The 16,012-nt window shown below is 73.1% G+C and carries 18 protein-coding genes and 1 other RNA gene; 11 read left to right on the plus strand and 8 right to left on the minus strand.

Translation table 11 applies throughout. The features are described 5' to 3' along the window. The first annotated feature begins 157 nt into the window (after positions 1 to 157). From prfB to smpB, 5 genes are all read left to right on the plus strand, one after another. Positions 158 to 1,279 (plus strand): peptide chain release factor 2, encoded by a 1,122-nt coding sequence (gene prfB / locus C1N71_RS05275; protein ID WP_137755456.1) that lies wholly within the window; start codon positions 158 to 160, stop codon positions 1,277 to 1,279. Then, positions 1,276 to 2,691: a 4-hydroxyphenylacetate 3-hydroxylase N-terminal domain-containing protein gene (locus C1N71_RS05280; protein ID WP_175414111.1), complete on the plus strand. Its 1,416-nt coding sequence runs from the start codon at positions 1,276 to 1,278 to the stop codon at positions 2,689 to 2,691. The genes prfB and C1N71_RS05280 overlap by 4 nt, the downstream gene beginning before the upstream one ends. A gap of 64 nt (positions 2,692 to 2,755) precedes the next feature. Further along, positions 2,756 to 3,490 (plus strand): cell division ATP-binding protein FtsE, encoded by a 735-nt coding sequence (gene ftsE, locus C1N71_RS05285; RefSeq protein WP_137755458.1) that lies wholly within the window; start codon positions 2,756 to 2,758, stop codon positions 3,488 to 3,490. Continuing rightward, complete coding sequence (ftsX, locus tag C1N71_RS05290; protein ID WP_137755459.1) at positions 3,487 to 4,401, plus strand: permease-like cell division protein FtsX; 915 nt, start codon at positions 3,487 to 3,489, stop codon at positions 4,399 to 4,401. The genes ftsE and ftsX overlap by 4 nt, the downstream gene beginning before the upstream one ends. A 70-nt stretch (positions 4,402 to 4,471) precedes the next feature. Then, positions 4,472 to 4,948: an SsrA-binding protein SmpB gene (gene smpB, locus C1N71_RS05295; RefSeq protein WP_137755460.1), complete on the plus strand. Its 477-nt coding sequence runs from the start codon at positions 4,472 to 4,474 to the stop codon at positions 4,946 to 4,948. A 10-nt stretch (positions 4,949 to 4,958) separates the two neighbouring features. Here the strand turns inward: smpB and C1N71_RS14925 are convergent, their stop codons facing one another. Continuing rightward, positions 4,959 to 6,395: a hypothetical protein gene (locus C1N71_RS14925; RefSeq protein ID WP_175414112.1), complete on the minus strand. Its 1,437-nt coding sequence runs from the start codon at positions 6,393 to 6,395 to the stop codon at positions 4,959 to 4,961. A gap of 143 nt (positions 6,396 to 6,538) precedes the next feature. On the opposite strand from C1N71_RS14925, the gene C1N71_RS05305 reads away from it, so the two are divergent. Further along, positions 6,539 to 7,567 carry a 6-phosphofructokinase gene (locus tag C1N71_RS05305; RefSeq protein ID WP_137755461.1) on the plus strand — a complete coding sequence of 343 codons (1,029 nt, stop codon included), beginning with the start codon at positions 6,539 to 6,541 and terminating at the stop codon, positions 7,565 to 7,567. Between the two features lie 245 nt (positions 7,568 to 7,812). Next, positions 7,813 to 8,184: a transfer-messenger RNA gene (gene ssrA, locus C1N71_RS05310) on the plus strand. A 94-nt stretch (positions 8,185 to 8,278) separates the two neighbouring features. Here ssrA and C1N71_RS05315 read toward each other — a convergent pair. Then, complete coding sequence (locus C1N71_RS05315; RefSeq protein ID WP_137755462.1) at positions 8,279 to 8,569, minus strand: rhodanese-like domain-containing protein; 291 nt, start codon at positions 8,567 to 8,569, stop codon at positions 8,279 to 8,281. Between the two features lie 65 nt (positions 8,570 to 8,634). Here C1N71_RS05315 and C1N71_RS05320 point away from each other — a divergent pair, with 65 nt between their 5' ends. Then, positions 8,635 to 9,114, plus strand: a complete 480-nt coding sequence (locus C1N71_RS05320; protein ID WP_137755463.1) for a VOC family protein — start codon at positions 8,635 to 8,637, stop codon at positions 9,112 to 9,114. Here C1N71_RS05320 and C1N71_RS05325 read toward each other — a convergent pair. The 6 genes from C1N71_RS05325 to aroA are packed head-to-tail and all read right to left on the minus strand — an operon-like array spanning position 9,111 to position 13,912. Next, a complete protein-coding gene (locus tag C1N71_RS05325) occupies positions 9,111 to 9,827 on the minus strand; it encodes an SDR family NAD(P)-dependent oxidoreductase (protein WP_137755464.1) in 717 nt (238 codons plus the stop codon). The genes C1N71_RS05320 and C1N71_RS05325 overlap by 4 nt on opposite strands. A 1-nt stretch (position 9,828) precedes the next feature. Further along, positions 9,829 to 10,599, minus strand: coding sequence for an inositol monophosphatase family protein (locus tag C1N71_RS05330; protein ID WP_137755465.1), 771 nt, complete (start codon positions 10,597 to 10,599; stop codon positions 9,829 to 9,831). A gap of 21 nt (positions 10,600 to 10,620) precedes the next feature. After that, positions 10,621 to 11,112: a DUF3817 domain-containing protein gene (locus C1N71_RS05335; RefSeq protein ID WP_137755466.1), complete on the minus strand. Its 492-nt coding sequence runs from the start codon at positions 11,110 to 11,112 to the stop codon at positions 10,621 to 10,623. Positions 11,113 to 11,116: 4 nt separating this feature from the next. Beyond that, entirely contained in the window at positions 11,117 to 11,560 is a 444-nt protein-coding gene (locus tag C1N71_RS05340; RefSeq protein WP_175414113.1) for a MarR family winged helix-turn-helix transcriptional regulator, read from the minus strand. Then, positions 11,557 to 12,588, minus strand: a complete 1,032-nt coding sequence (gene rsgA / locus C1N71_RS05345) for a ribosome small subunit-dependent GTPase A (protein ID WP_137755467.1) — start codon at positions 12,586 to 12,588, stop codon at positions 11,557 to 11,559. Before rsgA ends, C1N71_RS05340 begins: the two co-directional genes overlap by 4 nt. A 10-nt stretch (positions 12,589 to 12,598) precedes the next feature. Beyond that, positions 12,599 to 13,912 carry a 3-phosphoshikimate 1-carboxyvinyltransferase gene (gene aroA / locus C1N71_RS05350; RefSeq protein ID WP_137755468.1) on the minus strand — a complete coding sequence of 438 codons (1,314 nt, stop codon included), beginning with the start codon at positions 13,910 to 13,912 and terminating at the stop codon, positions 12,599 to 12,601. 70 nt (positions 13,913 to 13,982) lie between these two features. On the opposite strand from aroA, the gene C1N71_RS05355 reads away from it, so the two are divergent. The 3 genes from C1N71_RS05355 to C1N71_RS05365 all read left to right on the plus strand — a co-directional run bounded on the left by C1N71_RS05355 (position 13,983) and on the right by C1N71_RS05365 (position 15,967). After that, positions 13,983 to 14,552 (plus strand): sigma-70 family RNA polymerase sigma factor, encoded by a 570-nt coding sequence (locus C1N71_RS05355; RefSeq protein WP_254678109.1) that lies wholly within the window; start codon positions 13,983 to 13,985, stop codon positions 14,550 to 14,552. Continuing rightward, positions 14,552 to 14,797, plus strand: a complete 246-nt coding sequence (locus C1N71_RS05360; RefSeq protein WP_137755470.1) for a zf-HC2 domain-containing protein — start codon at positions 14,552 to 14,554, stop codon at positions 14,795 to 14,797. The genes C1N71_RS05355 and C1N71_RS05360 overlap by 1 nt, the downstream gene beginning before the upstream one ends. Positions 14,798 to 15,265: 468 nt before the next feature. After that, positions 15,266 to 15,967 (plus strand): hypothetical protein, encoded by a 702-nt coding sequence (locus C1N71_RS05365; RefSeq protein ID WP_137755471.1) that lies wholly within the window; start codon positions 15,266 to 15,268, stop codon positions 15,965 to 15,967. Positions 15,968 to 16,012 lie beyond the last annotated feature (45 nt).

Consider the following 16,012-nt stretch of genomic DNA (forward strand, 5'->3'; position numbering starts at 1 on the left):
CGACGTCCTCCGGGGCTCCGGGACGGGGGCGACGGCGTCGCGGCTGAAGTGGTCCATGCGAGTCGAATGCTAGCGCGCGGCGCCATCCGCGTCGCATGCGCGCGCGACGCGCGAGGGCGTGCGATGATGCGAGCGCCGCTCGCTAGGCTGGATCATCATGGCCGACCTCGACATCGCCGGCGAGATCGCCGATCTGCGCAGCACGTACTCCGACATCGCCGCCGTGGCCGACGTCCCTCGCCTCGAGCGCGAGGTCGCCGAGCTCAGCGAGCAGGCGGGCGCTCCCGACATCTGGGACGACCCCGCGAAGGCGCAGCAGGTCACGACAGCGCTGAGCCACCGGCAGTCGCGCCTCAAGCGGCTCGCCGAGGTCGAGCGGCGCATCGACGACCTCGAGGTGCTGGTCGAGCTCGCGAACGAGGAGGACGACGAGGACTCGCGCGCCGAGGCGCGCAAGGAGCTCGCGGCGCTGTCGCGGACGATCTCCGAGATGGAGGTGCAGACGCTGCTCGACGGCGAGTTCGACGAGCTGCCCGCCGTCGTCACGATCCGCGCGGGCGCCGGCGGGGTCGATGCCTCCGACTTCGCGGAGATGCTGCTGCGCATGTACCTGCGGTACGCCGAGCAGCACGGCATGAGCGTGCGCGTCTACGACACCTCCTACGCGGAGGAGGCCGGCATCAAGTCCGCCTCGTTCGAGGTCGACGCGCCCTACGCGTTCGGCAACCTCTCGGTCGAGGCAGGCACGCACCGGCTCGTCCGCATGAGCCCGTTCGGCGCCGCGGGCAAGCGCCAGACGTCGTTCGCCGCCGTCGAGGTCGTGCCGCTGTTCGACCAGGTCGACGAGGTCGAGGTGCCCGAGAGCGACATCCGCGTCGACGTCTTCCGCTCGTCCGGCCCCGGCGGCCAGAGCGTCAACACGACCGACTCCGCCGTGCGCATCACGCACCTCCCGACCGGTCTCGTCGTGTCGATGCAGAACGAGAAGTCGCAGATCCAGAACCGCGCCGCCGCCATGCGCGTGCTGCAGTCCCGCCTCATGCTGCTGCAGCGCGAGGAGGAGGCCGCGCGCAAGAAGGAGCTCGCGGGGAACATCACCGCGTCGTGGGGCGACCAGATGCGCTCGTACGTGCTCGCGCCGTACCAGATGGTGAAGGACCTGCGCACGGAGCACGAGGTGGGCAACCCCTCCGCGGTCTTCGACGGCGACCTCGACGGGTTCATCGCCGCGGGCATCCGCTGGCGCAAGCAGCAGCAGCAGGAGCAGGCCGACTCGTGACCGATCGGCCGCAGACCGGAGCCGAGTACCTCGCGTCGCTCGGAGACGGTCGCACGGTCGTCCTCGACGGCGAGCGCGTCGAATCCGTGCCTGCGCACCCTGCGCTCGCCGGCACCGCCGCGACCATCGCGTCGCTCTACGACGCCATGCACGGCCCCGACGCCGACGTGCTGCTCGCCACGACGCCCGAGGGCGTGCGCACGCACGCGTTCTCGGCGATCCCGCGCTCGCGCGCCGACCTGCGCGCCCAGCGCGAGGCGATCCGCGCGTGGCAGCGCATGACGCACGGCTGGCTGGGCCGCACGCCCGAGACGCTCGCGTCGCATCTGACGTCGATGGCGGCCCACGCATCCTTCTACGGCGCGCAGGCGGATGCGGTGCGCGGCGCGCTCGTGGCCCACCAGCGCGGCGTCGTGCACCACGTGCAGGCGCTCGTCAACCCGCCCGTCGACCGCGACCTGCCGCCCGACGAGGTCGCCGACGTGTTCCTCCACATCGTGCGCGAGCAGTCCGACGGACTCGTGCTGCGCGGTGCGAAGGCCGTCGTCACGGGCGCCGCGACGGCGCAGCGCATCCTCGTGTCGCACTTCGGCGGCGAGGTGCGCGACGACGGCTTCGCCATCGCGTGCACCGTGCCCGTCGGTGCGCCGGGCCTGCGCCTCTACGCCCGCACGGCGCCGGCGCACGCGGACCAGCCCCTCGCGACCCGCTTCGCGGAGCACGATGCGCTCGTCGTCTTCGACGACGTGCTCGTGCCGTGGGAGGACGTGCTCATCCGCGACGCCGACACCATGCTCGGCCACAACCGCGGCGCCGTGGGCTGGAACGCGCGGCTCGCGTTCCAGTCGGCCACGCGCCTCGAGGCGAAGCTCGAGTGGATCGCCGGGCTCGCCGTGCGCGCGACCGAGATCATGGGCACCACATCCATCCGCGGCGTGCAGGCGGCGCTCGGCGAGGTCATCGCCTTCCGCCACGTCGTGAGCGGCATGCGCGACGCCATGATCGAGCAGGCGGCGCCCGTCGGCGACGAGGGCCTCGAGGGCGGCCGCGCATGGGGCCCCGGGGTGGAGCCGGCGCTGGCCTTCTCGGCGTACGCGCCCGACGCCTACAGCCGCATGCGCGTGACGCTCGAGACCGCGGTCGCCTCCGGCCTCGCGCACCTGCCCGTGCCCGCCGACGGCCTGGCAGCGCATCCCGGGCTCGCGCCGCTGCTGCGCGGCTCCGCCGGCGCGGACGCCGGCGAGCGCCTCGCGGTCATGGGTGCGCTGTGGGATGCGATCGGCACGGGATTCGGTGCGCGGCACGAGCTGTACGAGCGCAGCCACTGGGGTCAGCCCGAGCGCACGCACGTCGGCATCCTCGGGCTCGCGCGTGCCACGGGGCGCGTCGCCGAGTGGCAGCGCGGGTCCTGAGCGCATCCGCGCCGCGCCGAGGGCGTGCCCGGGCGGTGCGCGCCGCCGGTCGTAGCCTCGTCGGGTGATCCGGTTCGACGCGGTCTCCAAGACCTACCCCCGCTCAGCGCGGGCGGCGCTCACCGACGTCTCCCTCGAGGTGGCCAAGGGCGAGTTCGTGTTCCTCGTCGGCGCCTCCGGCTCCGGCAAGTCGACGCTCATCCGCATGGTGCTGCGCGAGGAGCAGCCCTCGAAGGGCGAGATCCACGTGCTCGGCCAGCGCCTGCGCTCGATCCCGAGCCGCAAGGTGCCGTACTTCCGCCGCAACCTCGGCGTCGTCTTCCAGGACTTCCGCCTGCTGCGGTCGAAGACGGTGTTCGAGAACGTCGCCTTCACGCTGCAGGTGCTCGGCAAGAGCCGCGGCTTCATCTCGGAGGCCGTGCCCGACGTGCTGAAGATCGTCGGGCTCGCGGGCAAGGCGAGCCGCCTGCCGCACGAGCTCTCCGGCGGTGAGCAGCAACGCGTCGCCATCGCGCGCGCCGTCGTCAACAAGCCGCCGATCCTGCTCGCCGACGAGCCGACGGGCAACCTCGACCCCGCCACGAGCGCCGGCATCATGGCGCTGCTCGCCCGCATCAACGAGGGCGGCACGACCGTCGTCATGGCGACGCACGACTCGTCGATCGTCGACGCGATGCAGAAGCGCGTCGTCGAGCTCGACGCCGGCCGTGTCATGCGCGACGAGCTCGTCGGCTCGTACGCGACGACGTCGCCCGTGCCCATCGCGACCGAGCCAGCGAGCCTGGGGGCGGCGCGATGAGGGTCGCCCTCGTGCTGCAGGAGGTCTGGACGGGCCTGCGCCGCAACCTCTCGATGGCCGTCGCCGTCGTGCTCGTGACCTTCATCTCGCTCACGTTCGTCGGCGCCGCCGTGCTGCTGCAGATGCAGATCACGCAGATGAAGGGCTTCTGGTACGACCGCGCGCAGGTGGCCGTCTACTTCTGCAACGACATCGATCAGACGGAGACCTGCTCGCAGGCGGCCGCGACGCCCGAGCAGATCCAGGCGGTGCGCGACGCGCTCGCGTCGCCCGCCGTCGCGCAGTACGTCGACGGCGTCGAGTTCGAGGACCGCGACGCCGCGTACGCCAGGTTCATGGAGCAGTTCGGCGGCACGACCACCGCGGAGTTCGCGACGGCCGACACGATGAACGAGGCGCTGTGGGTGAGCCCCGTGACGCCCGCCGACGCCGACGTCATCGGCGAGGCGACCGCGGGCATGCCCGGCGTGCTCGAGGTGCGCGACCAGCGCGCGCTGCTCGAGCCGATCTTCTCGGTGCTCAACACCGCGAGCCTCGCCGCCGTCGGCATCGCCGTGCTCATGCTCGTCGCCGCCGTGCTCCTCATCGCGACGACCATCCGGCTCTCCGCGTTCTCCCGGCGCCGCGAGCTCGGCATCATGCGCCTCGTCGGCGCGTCGAACCGCTTCATCCAGACGCCGTTCATCCTCGAGGGCGTCACGGCCGCGTTCGTCGGATCGCTGCTCGCGGCGGGCGCGATCGTCGCGCTCGTGCAGGGCGTGCTGCAGGGCTACGTCGCGCAGACGCTGCGCACCGTCGCGGTCGTCTCGCTCGACGACGCCCTCGTCGTCGCGCCCGGGCTCGTGGCCTTCGGCGTGCTCTTCGCGGGCCTCGCCGCGGCGGTCGCGATCCGCAGGTACCTCAAGGTCTGAGCCGCGGCGTCGCGACGCCTGCGTGCTACGCTGACGGGCTGCCCACGAGGTCCGAGCACAGGAGGCGATCATGGCACGCGAGCAGGGTCAGAAGGTCGTCGCACAGAACAAGAAGGCCCGGCACGACTACACGATCGAGGACCGCTACGAGGCGGGCCTCGTGCTCACCGGCACCGAGGTGAAGTCGCTGCGCGCCGGTCGCGCGTCGCTCGTCGACGGCTACGCGTACGTCGATCGCGGCGAGGCCTGGCTCGACGCCGTGCACATCCCCGAGTACGGGCAGGGCACGTGGACGAACCATCCGCCGCGTCGCAAGCGCAAGCTGCTGCTGCACAAGCACCAGATCGAGAAGCTGCAGGCGGCGGTGTCGCAGGGCGGCTACACGCTCGTGCCGCTGTCGCTCTACTTCTCGGACGGACGCGCGAAGGTCGAGCTCGCGGTCGCGAAGGGCAAGCGCGAGTACGACAAGCGGCAGGCGCTGCGCGAGCGGCAGGACAAGCGCGAGGCCGAGCGCGCGATCCGCACGCGGAACCGCCTGGGCGAGTAGCCCGCGCTCGTCAGGCCCGCACGGCCGATGCCGCGTCGCGGATCGCCTGGCCCTCGGTGCGCACGAGCGTGCTGATGGCGCCGAGCATCGTCGTGGCACCCGTCGCCGACGACGTCGTCGCCGATGCCGACGCGAAGGCGGCCTCGTCGCCGGCGACGAACGCGTCGAGCGCGGCCGCGGCGTCGGGCGCGGGAATGGCGTCGCCGCCGTAGGCGGCACCACCCGTGACGTCCTCGTCGCGGTACGCGGCGCTCACGGCGGCGGCGAGCTGCACGCCCTGGTCGTGCATCGCAGCCCAGGCGTCGCAGGCGGCCTGCAGGTCGGCGGTGGGGCAGTGGTCGCGGTACGACTGCGCCATCGCCTGGTTGTAGCGGACGAACGCGGCATCCCACGCGTCGGCCGACGCGGCGCGGGCGGCGCGATCGACGAACGAGGCGCAGCCGATCGACGCGTTGCAGGTGAACTCGATCCAGCGCGTCGCGTCGACGTCGAAGCGCTCCGTGCCGCCCTGCGGCACCGTGAGGGTCGCGAGGTAGGCGGCGTAGTCGGTCGCGAGCTGCGCGTCCGCGGCGGCCTGCGCGAGCAGGAGGCCGCAGGCGCGGTCGATGGCGTCGAAGGGCGCCGCGACCTGGTCGGCGAGCGCGGCGGCGGCGTCGTACCGCGCGCCGGCCGCGGTCTGATCGGCGAGCGCCTGCGCGTACGCGTCGTTGCGCTCGCCGCCCTCGACGACGCGCAGCGACGGCGCGGGCGCCGTGAGCATCGCGGCGTGGCCCGACAGGCCGGTGAGGTCGGCGCACGAGGACTCGAGCGCGGCGGCGTCGGCGGGTACGTCGTCGTACGAGCCCGAGCCCATGCTCGCCGCGGCGGTCGCGAGCCCGGCGTCGAACGACGCCGTGTCGAGCTCGGCGAGCGGCTGGAGCGCCGTGTCGGAGTACACCGACTCCCAGTCGGCGACCTGCGCCGCGTAGTCGTCGGCCGCCGCCTGCGCATCCCGGTCCACGAGCACCCCGGGCACGACGAGCGCGGCGACGAGGCCGCCGATCGCGACGGCGGCGACGGGCAGCGCGATGCCGAGGATGAGGCCGATGCGCGGCCCGCGACGCGGACGCGCCGGCTCGGACGCGGATGCCGGCGGCATCGACGGCGGCTGCTGCTGCTGCATCCAGGGCGCGGGAGGCTGGACGGGCGTCGGTGCGGTGAGCGGACGGCGCGGCTGCGGATACGCGGAGGAGGCGGGAGGCTGGCCGGCGCTCGGCGGGTGCACCTCGACGGTCCACGAGCCATCCGGGTTGCGCACGGGCGCTCCCGGCTGCGGCCCGCCCGGCTGCCGTGGAGGCTCCTGTCCCGGCTGCCGGCCGGTCGCCGGTCCCGCGTCCAGGCCGGCCCGCTCCGGCTGCTGCCACGGGTCGTAGGCGGGGCTGGGGCCCGGTGCCCTCTCGTCTGCCATGCGCGTGCCGTCCGTCGTCGTCCGGCCCAGGGAGCGGCCGGGTCCCTCCAGGGTAGGCACCCCCGTCTGCGCGTGCGATGGGGAGAGGTGCCCACGCCCCGCTCGGTTCGACACGCTCGGCGCACGCAGGGTTGGATGGAGCCATGCGCATCGGCATCCTCACCTCCGGCGGCGACTGCCCGGGTCTCAACGCCGTCATCCGAGCAGCGGTGCTCGGCGGCATCAAGCAGCACGGCCACGAGTTCGTGGGCATCCGCGACGGCTGGCGCGGCCTCGTCGCCGGCGACGTGCGCGTGCTCAACCGCTCGTCGGTGCGCGGCATCTCGCGCGTGGGCGGCACCATCCTCGGCACGAGCCGCACCAACCCGTTCGAGGGCGACCAGGGCGGGCCCGCGAACATCGCCGCGACGATGGAGCGGCTCGGCATCGACGCCGTGCTCGCCATCGGTGGCGAGGGCACGCTCGCGGCCGGCAAGCGCCTGAGCGATGCCGGCATCCCCATCGTCGGCGTGCCGAAGACGATCGACAACGACCTCGACGCCACCGACTACACGTTCGGCTTCGACACCGCCGTGCAGATCGCGACCGAGGCCGGCGACCGCCTGCGCACGACGGGCGACTCGCACATGCGATGCATGGTGCTCGAGGTCATGGGCCGCCACGTCGGCTGGATCGCGCTGCACGCGGGCATGGCCGTCGGCGCGCACGCGATCCTCATCCCCGAGCAGCCGCGCTCGATCGAGGAGATCTGCGAGTGGGCGCAGCAGGTGTACGACCGTCGCCGCGCGCCGCTCATCGTCGTCTCGGAGGGGTTCCGCCTCACGGGCATGGGGGAGGCGCACTCCCACAAGGGCCTCGACGCGTTCAACCGTCCGCGGCTCGGCGGGATCTCCGAGCTCATCACGCCCGAGATCGAGGCCCGCACGGGCATCGAGTCGCGCTCGACCGTGCTCGGGCACATCCAGCGCGGTGGCGCGCCGACGGGGGCGGACCGGGTGCTCGCGACGCGCTTCGGCCTCGCCGCGATCGAGGCGGTGCACGACCAGGCATGGGGCCAGATGGTCTCCCTGCGCGGCACCGACATCGTGCGCGTGCCCTTCGCCGACGCCCTGTCGGGCCTCAAGGTCGTGCCCGAGCACCGGTACCACGAGGCGGAGCTGCTCTTCGGCTGACGGCGGACACACCCACCTCCCATCCTGGGTTGCCCTCCCAACCGCTCCTCGAGGTGCGAGCGCAGCGAGCCTCGAAAGGTGCCCGCCTGCTTCGGTCGACCCTTTCGAGGCTCGCTGCGCTCGCACCCCAAGGGCCGGGTCTCGGTTGCCGTGTCGGCGCCCGCCCCGTAGGATGGAGGGCTGCCGCGGATCGCGAGATCGGGCGGCTTGGCAACTCCACAGCGCGTGACACGCACCGCAGCCACGGGGATGATCGGTTTCGACATCGCCTCAGTCGCTGCGGGAAGCGAGTCGAGGACCCAGGGTCATCTCGTGAACGATCCCTGGAAACCCATAGGTGCCAACTCCAAGCGCACCGACTTCGCCCTCGCTGCCTAAGCGAGCCTGAAGTCCGTCGAACCAGGTCCGTCCCCGCCCTGGACCTCGGCGTCATCTAGGGGACTCGCTGCGAGCCTGCGTCACAGGGACTCGCGGGACTCGAACTGTGACTGGGCCCGTCTACCTAGGTGTCTGGGGCAAAGGTAGGGGCCGAGCAGAACGAAGAGACTCAGACTGCACTCGGAGAAGCCGCACGGTCCGAGCGATGGACGGGGGTTCGATTCCCCCCATCTCCACCACCGTCGGTGCGTGTCACGCGCGAAGGAGCCACGAAGGGCCGCGGACGTCTCGTCCGCGGCCCTTCGCCGTGCTCGGCGGGAGGCGGCGCCGGCGTCAGCGGGCGACGTCGTGGCCCGCGGCGATCCACGCCGAGGTGCCGCCGACGACGTTCGCAGCGACACGGCCCTGCGACTCGAGGTACTGCACGACGCGCGCCGAGCGGCCGCCGGAGTGGCAGATGATCGCGGCGCCGTCGGGCACCTCGTCGAGGCGCTCGACGATCTCGCCCATGGGGATGTGGATGGCGTGCGGCACGTGGCCGGCGTCCCATTCGTCCTGCTCGCGCACGTCGACGACGGGCACGTCGGTGTCGGCGGCGATGGCGTCCACGGAGATCTCGCGCATGCCTCCGACCCTATCCGCGCGCACGTCGACGGGCGTACGCTCACGGGCGACGAGAGGGGTCTGGGATGACGAGGGTCGCGACGAGCCTGTGGTTCGACGGAGGCATCGAGGACGCGGCGGCGCTCTACGTCTCGCTCGTGCCGGACAGCGAGATCCTGCAGACGAGCCGGTATCCCGACGACGCGGCGTTCCCCGGCGGCATGGCCGGCCAGGCGCTCACGGTCGACCTCACGATCGGCGGGCACGCAGTGACCCTCCTGAACGGCGGGCCGGCCTTCCCGCTGTCGGAGGCCGTCTCGCTCGTGATCGAGGTCGAGGGTCAGGCCGAGATCGATCGGCTGTGGGAGGCCCTGCTCGCCGACGGCGGGCGCGAGAGCCAGTGCGGCTGGCTCGTCGACCGGTTCGGCCTGTCGTGGCAGATCGTGCCGTCGTCGATGGGCCGGCTGATGTCCGGGCCGAACGCCGGTGCCGTGACGCAGGCGCTGATGGGGATGCGGAAGATCGACGTCGGCGAGCTCGAGCGCGCGCACGGCGGCGAGGGCTAGAGCCCGCCGGACACCTCGAGCACCGACCCGGTCGCGTACGACGCGTCGGGCCCGAGCAGCCATGCGATCGCGGCAGCGATCTCGTCGGGCCGGCCCGCGCGCCCGAGCGGCACGGAGGCGGCGACCGTCGCGGGGCGCTGCGGGTCGCGGTGGAAGCCGGTCCACGTCGTGCCCGGTGCCACGGCGTTCACGCGAATGCCTCGGCCAGCGACCTCGAGCGCGAGCCCGTGCGCGAACGCCTCGACGCCCGCCTTCGCGGCGGCGTAGTGCACGTAGGTGCCGGGCGAGCCGAGTCGAGCGGCGACCGACGACACGACGACGATCGCGCCGCCGTCGGCCATCGCGGGCAGCGCGGCACGGCACGTGGCGACGACCCCCAGCAGGTTGACGTCGAGGTCGGCGCGGATGTCGTCGAGCGCGTTGTCGACGAGCGAGCCCACCGCACGCGCCACTCCGGCGTTCGCCACGACGGCCGTGATCGGACCGAGCGCGGCACCGGCGGCGACGAACGCGTCGAGCGACCCCTCGTCGACGACGTCGACGCGCTTCGAGATCGCGCGTCGGCCGAGCGACTCGACCTCGGCGACCACGGTGTCCGCGGCGCCGGCATCCTGCACGAACCCCACGACGACGTCGAAGCCGGCGGTCGCGAGTCGCCGGCAGGTCGCGGCGCCGATGCCGCGACTGCCACCGGTGACGAGCGCGACGGCCACGTCAGCGCGCCAGCCGCGCGAGCAGCTCGTCGTGCAGCACGCCGTTCGTCGCGAGGGCCGAGCCGTGCCACGGCCCGGGCTCGCCGTCGACGGACGTGAAGCGCCCGCCCGCCTCCTCGACGATCGGCACGAGCGCCGCCATGTCGTAGGGCTTCAGGTCGAACTCGGCGACGGCGTCGAGGGCGCCCTCGGCGAGCAGCATGTAGCTCCATGCGTCGCCGTAGGAGCGGGCGCGCCAGACGTCGCGCTGGAGCGCGACGAGCTCGTCGAGGTAGCCCGCACCATCCCATCCCTGGATCGAGTTGTACGAGATCGCCGCGTCGGCGAGCGTGCCGAGCGCCGAGACCGTGAGGCGCTGCTCGCCGGGCGACGTCCACGCGCCGTCGCCGCGCGCCGCCCACCAGCGTCGGCCGAGCGCCGGCATCGAGCACACGCCCACGACGACCTCGCCGTCGACGACGAGGGCGACGAGCGTCGCCCACACGGGCGCGCCGCGCAGGAAGTGGGCGGTGCCGTCGATGGGGTCGACGATCCACTGGCGCGGGCTGTCGCCCGTCGTGCCGGTCTCCTCGCCGAAGAAGGCGTCGTCCGGGCGCTCCGCCGCGACGATCTCGCGGATGCGCGCCTCCACCGCCTGGTCGGCGTCGGTCACGTGCGTCGCATCCGGCTTCGTCGTCACGTGCAGGTCGCTCGCACGGAAGCGATCCATGGAGATCGCGTCGGCGGCGTCGGCGATCCGGAGGGCGAGGGCGAGGTCGTCGGCGTGGTGCACGGCATCCACGCTAGCGGGGCGTCAGCGGCCGGGAGGGCCGACGATCAGCAGCACCGTGAAGACGATCGCGACGACGACGATCGCGCCGATGCCGAAGACGACAGGGTGCCGCAGCAGCGTGCGCACGAGCCGATCGAGCGGTCGACGATCGCGGGGGTCGGCGGTCGCCTCGAGCCGCCACGCGCCGTCGAGGCGGCCGCTGTGCCGCAGCCAGCGCTCGACCGGCACGGTCGCGTAGGGCACGATGGCGGCCGCGATCGCGACGACGGCGACGCCGGCGTGCCAGCGCTGGTGGATCGTCATGAGCACCGCGGTGGCGGCGTAGGACAGGAACACGAAGCCGTGGATGGCGCCGCCGATCGACACGCCGATCGTGATGCCGGCGACGCCGCGCAGCGCGAGGCCGCCGAGCAGCAGCGTCCACGAGATGGCCTCGGCGATCGCGACGACGCGGTAGAGGGCGTGCGGCGAGGCGAAGGGGGAGCGGGATGCGGTCGGCGCGGCGGCGGTCATGCCTTCAGTCTACCTGAAGGTGGGCGTCGGCGGGTTGCGCGTCGTCCGCCTCGGGCGGACGGGCCGCCGTGAGCGCCGCGGCGAGCGCCGGCTCCTCCAGCGCGAGCGCCGCGTCGAGCGCTGCGACGCGCTCCTGCGCGACGCGCAGCACCTGGCGCCCCCGATCCGTCAGGCGCAGCGCCGACGCGGAGCCCGCGTGCGCGGTCGCGTCGTCGACGAGTCCGTCGTCGGCGAGCTGCCGCACGGCGGCGTGCGCCGACTGCACCGTGATGCCCGTGCGGCGCGCGAGCTCGGAGAACGACAGGTCGGGCAGCGCGTCGAGATGCGCGAGCAGCCCGAGCCGACGCGTCGTGAGCCCCAGGTCGCGCAGCGCGGCGGTCAGTCGCGACTCCCACGTGCTGGAGAGCGCGAGCATCGCGACGACCGGGCTCGGCCGACGCTGGGTCACCAGCGGTCCTCCGCCGTCAGCGTCGCGAGCAGCCCCTGCACGGACTCGACGCGCGTGCGGTCGAGCTCGCCGCGGTCGGCGGCCTCCTGGATGGCGCAGTCCGGGGCGTCCGCGAGATGCGTGCAGCCGCGCGGGCAGTCCTCGCTCACGGCCTCGATGTCGGGGAACGCCTTGAGGATCGAGGCGACGTCGATGTGCCCGAGGCCGAAGGAGCGCACGCCCGGGGTGTCGATGACCCAGCCGGCGCCGAGCCGGTACGACTGCGTCGACGAGGACGTGTGCCGCCCGCGACCCGTCACGGCGTTGACGTGGCCCACCGCGCGCCGCGCATCCGGCACGAGCGCGTTGACGAGCGTCGACTTGCCGACGCCCGAGTGGCCGACGGCGACCGTGACGTGCCCGTCGAGCCTGGCCCGCAGCGCCTCGGCGGGCGGCTCGTCCGAGCGCGAGCGCCACGTCTCGATGTCGAGCCCCTCGAAGTGCGCCAGGAGCGGCGCCGGGTCCGCGAGGTCCGTCTTCGTGACGACGAGGATCGGCGTGATGCCCGCGTCGTAGGCCGCGACGAGGTAGCGGTGCACGAGCCGCGGCCGCGGCTCGGGGTCGCGCGCCGCGACGACCATGAGCATGAGGTCGGCGTTCGCGACGATGACGCGCTCGAACTCGTCGGTGTCGTCGGCCGAGCGGCGCAGCACCGTCGTGCGAGGCTGGATGCGCACGATGCGCGCGAGCGTGCCCTCCTCGCCGCTCGTGTCGCCCACGACGTCGACGCGGTCGCCCGCGACGATCGCCTGGTTGCGCAGCTCTCGCGCGCGCGCCGCCGTCACGACCGCCTCGTCTGGCTTCCCGTCGCGCACGACCACCGTGTACCGGCCGCGGTCGACCGCCGTCACGACGCCGTCGGTCGAGTCGGCGTGCTCGGGTCGGATCTTCGTGCGCGGGCGATTGGCCTTCGGGTTCGGGCGCTCGCGCACCGACGACTCGTCGTACTCCTCGTACGGATCGTCGGGCTCGTCGGTGAGCCAGCTCACGGCGCCGCCGTCATCGGCCGAGCAGCATGCGCTGCCAGAGGTCGGGGAACTCGGGGATGGTCTTGGCCGTCGCGCCGATGTCGTCGACCTCGACGCCCGCCACGGCGAGGCCGAGCAGCGCGCCCGCCGTCGCCATGCGGTGGTCGGCGTACGCGGCCCACGCGCCGCCGTGGAGCTCACCGGGATGCACCGTGATCGAGTCGGCGTCGCCCGTCGCCTCGCCGCCGAGCCGCGCGAGGTCGTCGACGAGCGCGTCGATGCGGTCGGTCTCGTGCCCGCGGATGTGGCCGATGCCGCGGATGGTCAGCGGCGCGTCGGCGAAGACGCCGAGCGCGGCGATCGTGGGGGCGAGCTCGCCGGCGTGCGCCATGTCGATCGCGCCGCCGGCGAGGGGCGCTGCCGCGACGCCCGCGCCGCCATCGACGGTGCAGCGGTCGCCGTCGACGGCGACGGATGCGCCGAGGCGCTCGAGCAGGCCGGGCAGCTCCGCGCCGACCTGCGTCGTCGTGCGCGGCCATCCCGCGACGGTCACGCGACCGCCGGCGACGAGCGCGGCGGCGAGGAACGGCGCGGCGTTCGACAGGTCGGGCTCGATCGTCACGTCGATCGCGGCGACGGTGCCGGGCTCGACGCGCCACACGCCGCGCTCGGGCGACGAGGCCTCGACGCCGCGGGCCCGGAGCGTCGCGATCGTCATGTCGATGTGGGGGAGCGATGGCAGGCGCTCGCCCGTGTGGCGCAGCGTGAGGCCCTCGTCGAAGCGGGGCGCTGCGAGCAGCAGCGCCGAGACGAACTGGCTCGAGGCGCTCGCGTCGACGTGCAGCTCGCCGCCGCGCACCGCTCCGGTGCCGTGCACGGTGAAGGGCAGCGTGCCCGTGCCGTTGTCCTCGACGCGCACGCCGAGCGCGCGCAGCGCCTCGATCGTCGTCGCGTTGGGGCGCAGCCGGGCGTGCGGATCGCCGTCGAACGCGACGGCGCCCGTCGCGAGCCCTGCGACGATCGGGAGGAAGCGCATGACGGTGCCAGCGAGCCCGCAGTCGACGGATGCGGCGCCGAGCGCGCCCGGCGTCACCCGCAGGTCGGGGCCGAAGGGGCCCGACCCCACCTCTTCGACGCCGACGCCCATCGCGCGCAGCGCGTCGACCATGAGCGCCGAGTCGCGCGAGTGCAGCGGCGCGCGCAGCACGCTCGGCCCATCGGCGAGCGCGGCGAGCACGAGCTCGCGGTTCGTCAGCGACTTCGAGCCGGGCAGGTGCACGACGGCGTCGAGCGGTGCGGTGGCGGTCGGCGCCGCCCACGCGCGGGAATGCGTCGCCTGGGTCATCCGTTCCATCCTACGAAGGGGAGGGTGCATGACCGGGACCAGCGTGCTGACGCGCGTATCATCGTCGCCGATGGCAGACGACTCCGACGCGTTCATCGCCGAGGCCCTCGAGTACACCGATCAGCTGTACGGGGCCGCGATGCGCATGACGCGGAACCCGCAGGATGCGGCAGACCTGGTGCAGGAGACGTACGCGAAGGCGTACGCCGCCCGCGACTCCTTCACGCCCGGCACGAACCTGCGTGCCTGGCTGTACCGCATCCAGACGAACACCTACATCAACCAGTACCGCAAGCGGCAGCGGCAGCCGTTCGAGGCGCCGCTCGACGACCTCGAGGACTGGCAGATCGGCGTCGGCGAGTCGACGACCGCGACGCGCTCGCGGTCGGCGGAGGCCGAGGCGATCGACCGGATGCCCGCGGGCGTCGTGCGCGACGCGCTGCAGTCGATCCCGGAGGACTTCCGCATGGTCGTCTACTGGGTCGACGTCGAGGGCATGTCGTACGCCGAGACCGCGGAGATCATGAAGACGCCCGTCGGCACCGTGATGAGCCGCCTGCACCGTGGCAGGCGGCAGCTGCGCGAGCTGCTGGCGGACTACGCCCGCGAGCAGGGCATGACGGCAGGAGGGAAGCGCTGATGGGCGACTGCGGTTGCGACAAGGCGAAGGCCGAGCTCGAGGAGTACCTGCACGCCGAGCTGCGCAAGGAGGATGCGGCGGACATCCGTGCGCACCTCGACGGCTGCACCGACTGCGCCGAGGAGCACACCGTCGGCGTGCAGCTGACGATGGCGCTCAAGCAGGCGTGCAAGGAGACGGCTCCCGAGGAGCTCAAGGACCAGGTGCTCGCACGGCTGCGCGCCGTGCAGGCGACGCACGGCTGAGGCCGCGCGCAGCGACGAACCCTCGACCTTCACGTCGTCGTCGAGACGACTTCGCCCCGACGTCTTGCGAGGCGTCGGACGGCGCTCCATGATGATCGAACCTCCTCACGGAGGCGCCCTCCACCGGAAGGGCCCAGGCCTCGGCCAGGGCGCCGGCAGAGGGTGAAGGGCCCCGGCGACTCATGCTCTCCGCGGCCCTTCTCCGTGTGCGCCGACCGCGACGGCTCGCGCCATGTGCCCGTTCCCGTCATCCTCCCGTGCCGACGTTCCATCCCCGCGCTGAGCGTCAGATTCTCTGGGCATCGGCGCGGGGAACGGCTCATTCGGGGTTGGCGAGGGCCCAGGGCTCGCTCGGTCGTGTCGTCTTCCTACGCGGCGACTTCACGCGGCAGGCGGGGTGCGAACGCGATGTGCGGCTGCTGTCCAGCCAGCCCGGCGATGCTGGTGGGGCAAGCGAACGGAGGCGACATGCGCAAGCGCTCGATGATCTGGCCGGTCGGGCTGCTGGCACTCCTGGCAGGGTGTGCTGACGCGGGAGGTGCTGGAGAGTCGTCAGCGCCATCGGCGACTCCGGCGTCCAGCCAGTCATCCGCACAATCCTCGTCGCCGCCGTCCCCGTCGCCCTCTGCGTTCCGCGCCGATGCCGACGCGATGCCGCCTCAGTGTGGCGACGAGTACGTCGTGCACCTGAACACGAACCCTCTGGTGCCCTCGACGTCGTTCCCGTTCGAGGGCTCGGACGAGCAGGTGCTCGCTCAGGCGGCGCCCCGCGGTGACTTCGCGATCCCCGCGGCCCTCGACGGGCTCATCGTGTCGTGCGTGGTCACGATGTACGCACCAGTCGATGCATCCGCGAACGCGGATGGAAGCCCGCGCATCGGCGCGCTCTCGATCGCACTGCTGGGGAGCGACAACGTCAATGGGCCGGCGCCGGGGGCGCATCTCGACTGGTGGAGGACTGCGAACGGATACGCTCCGCCCGGTGGCGACATCGCAGGCCCACAGGTGTACTCGCAGCCACTCGCCGCCGACGGCTCCCAGACTCGAACGATCTACTTCAACGGCGTGGACCCCGCGATGGCACCTCAGCTCTCCGACCTCACCGGGGTCGAGATCGATCCCTTCGGCGCCTTCGTCGTGCTCACGGACTACACGATCGCTCAGCCGTAGGACGAGCCCGGCGCGAGGTGGGCGTGCCCGCTGCCGTGCTACGGC

Source organism: Agrococcus sp. SGAir0287 (genome assembly GCF_005484985.1).
Classification (GTDB): domain Bacteria; phylum Actinomycetota; class Actinomycetes; order Actinomycetales; family Microbacteriaceae; genus Agrococcus.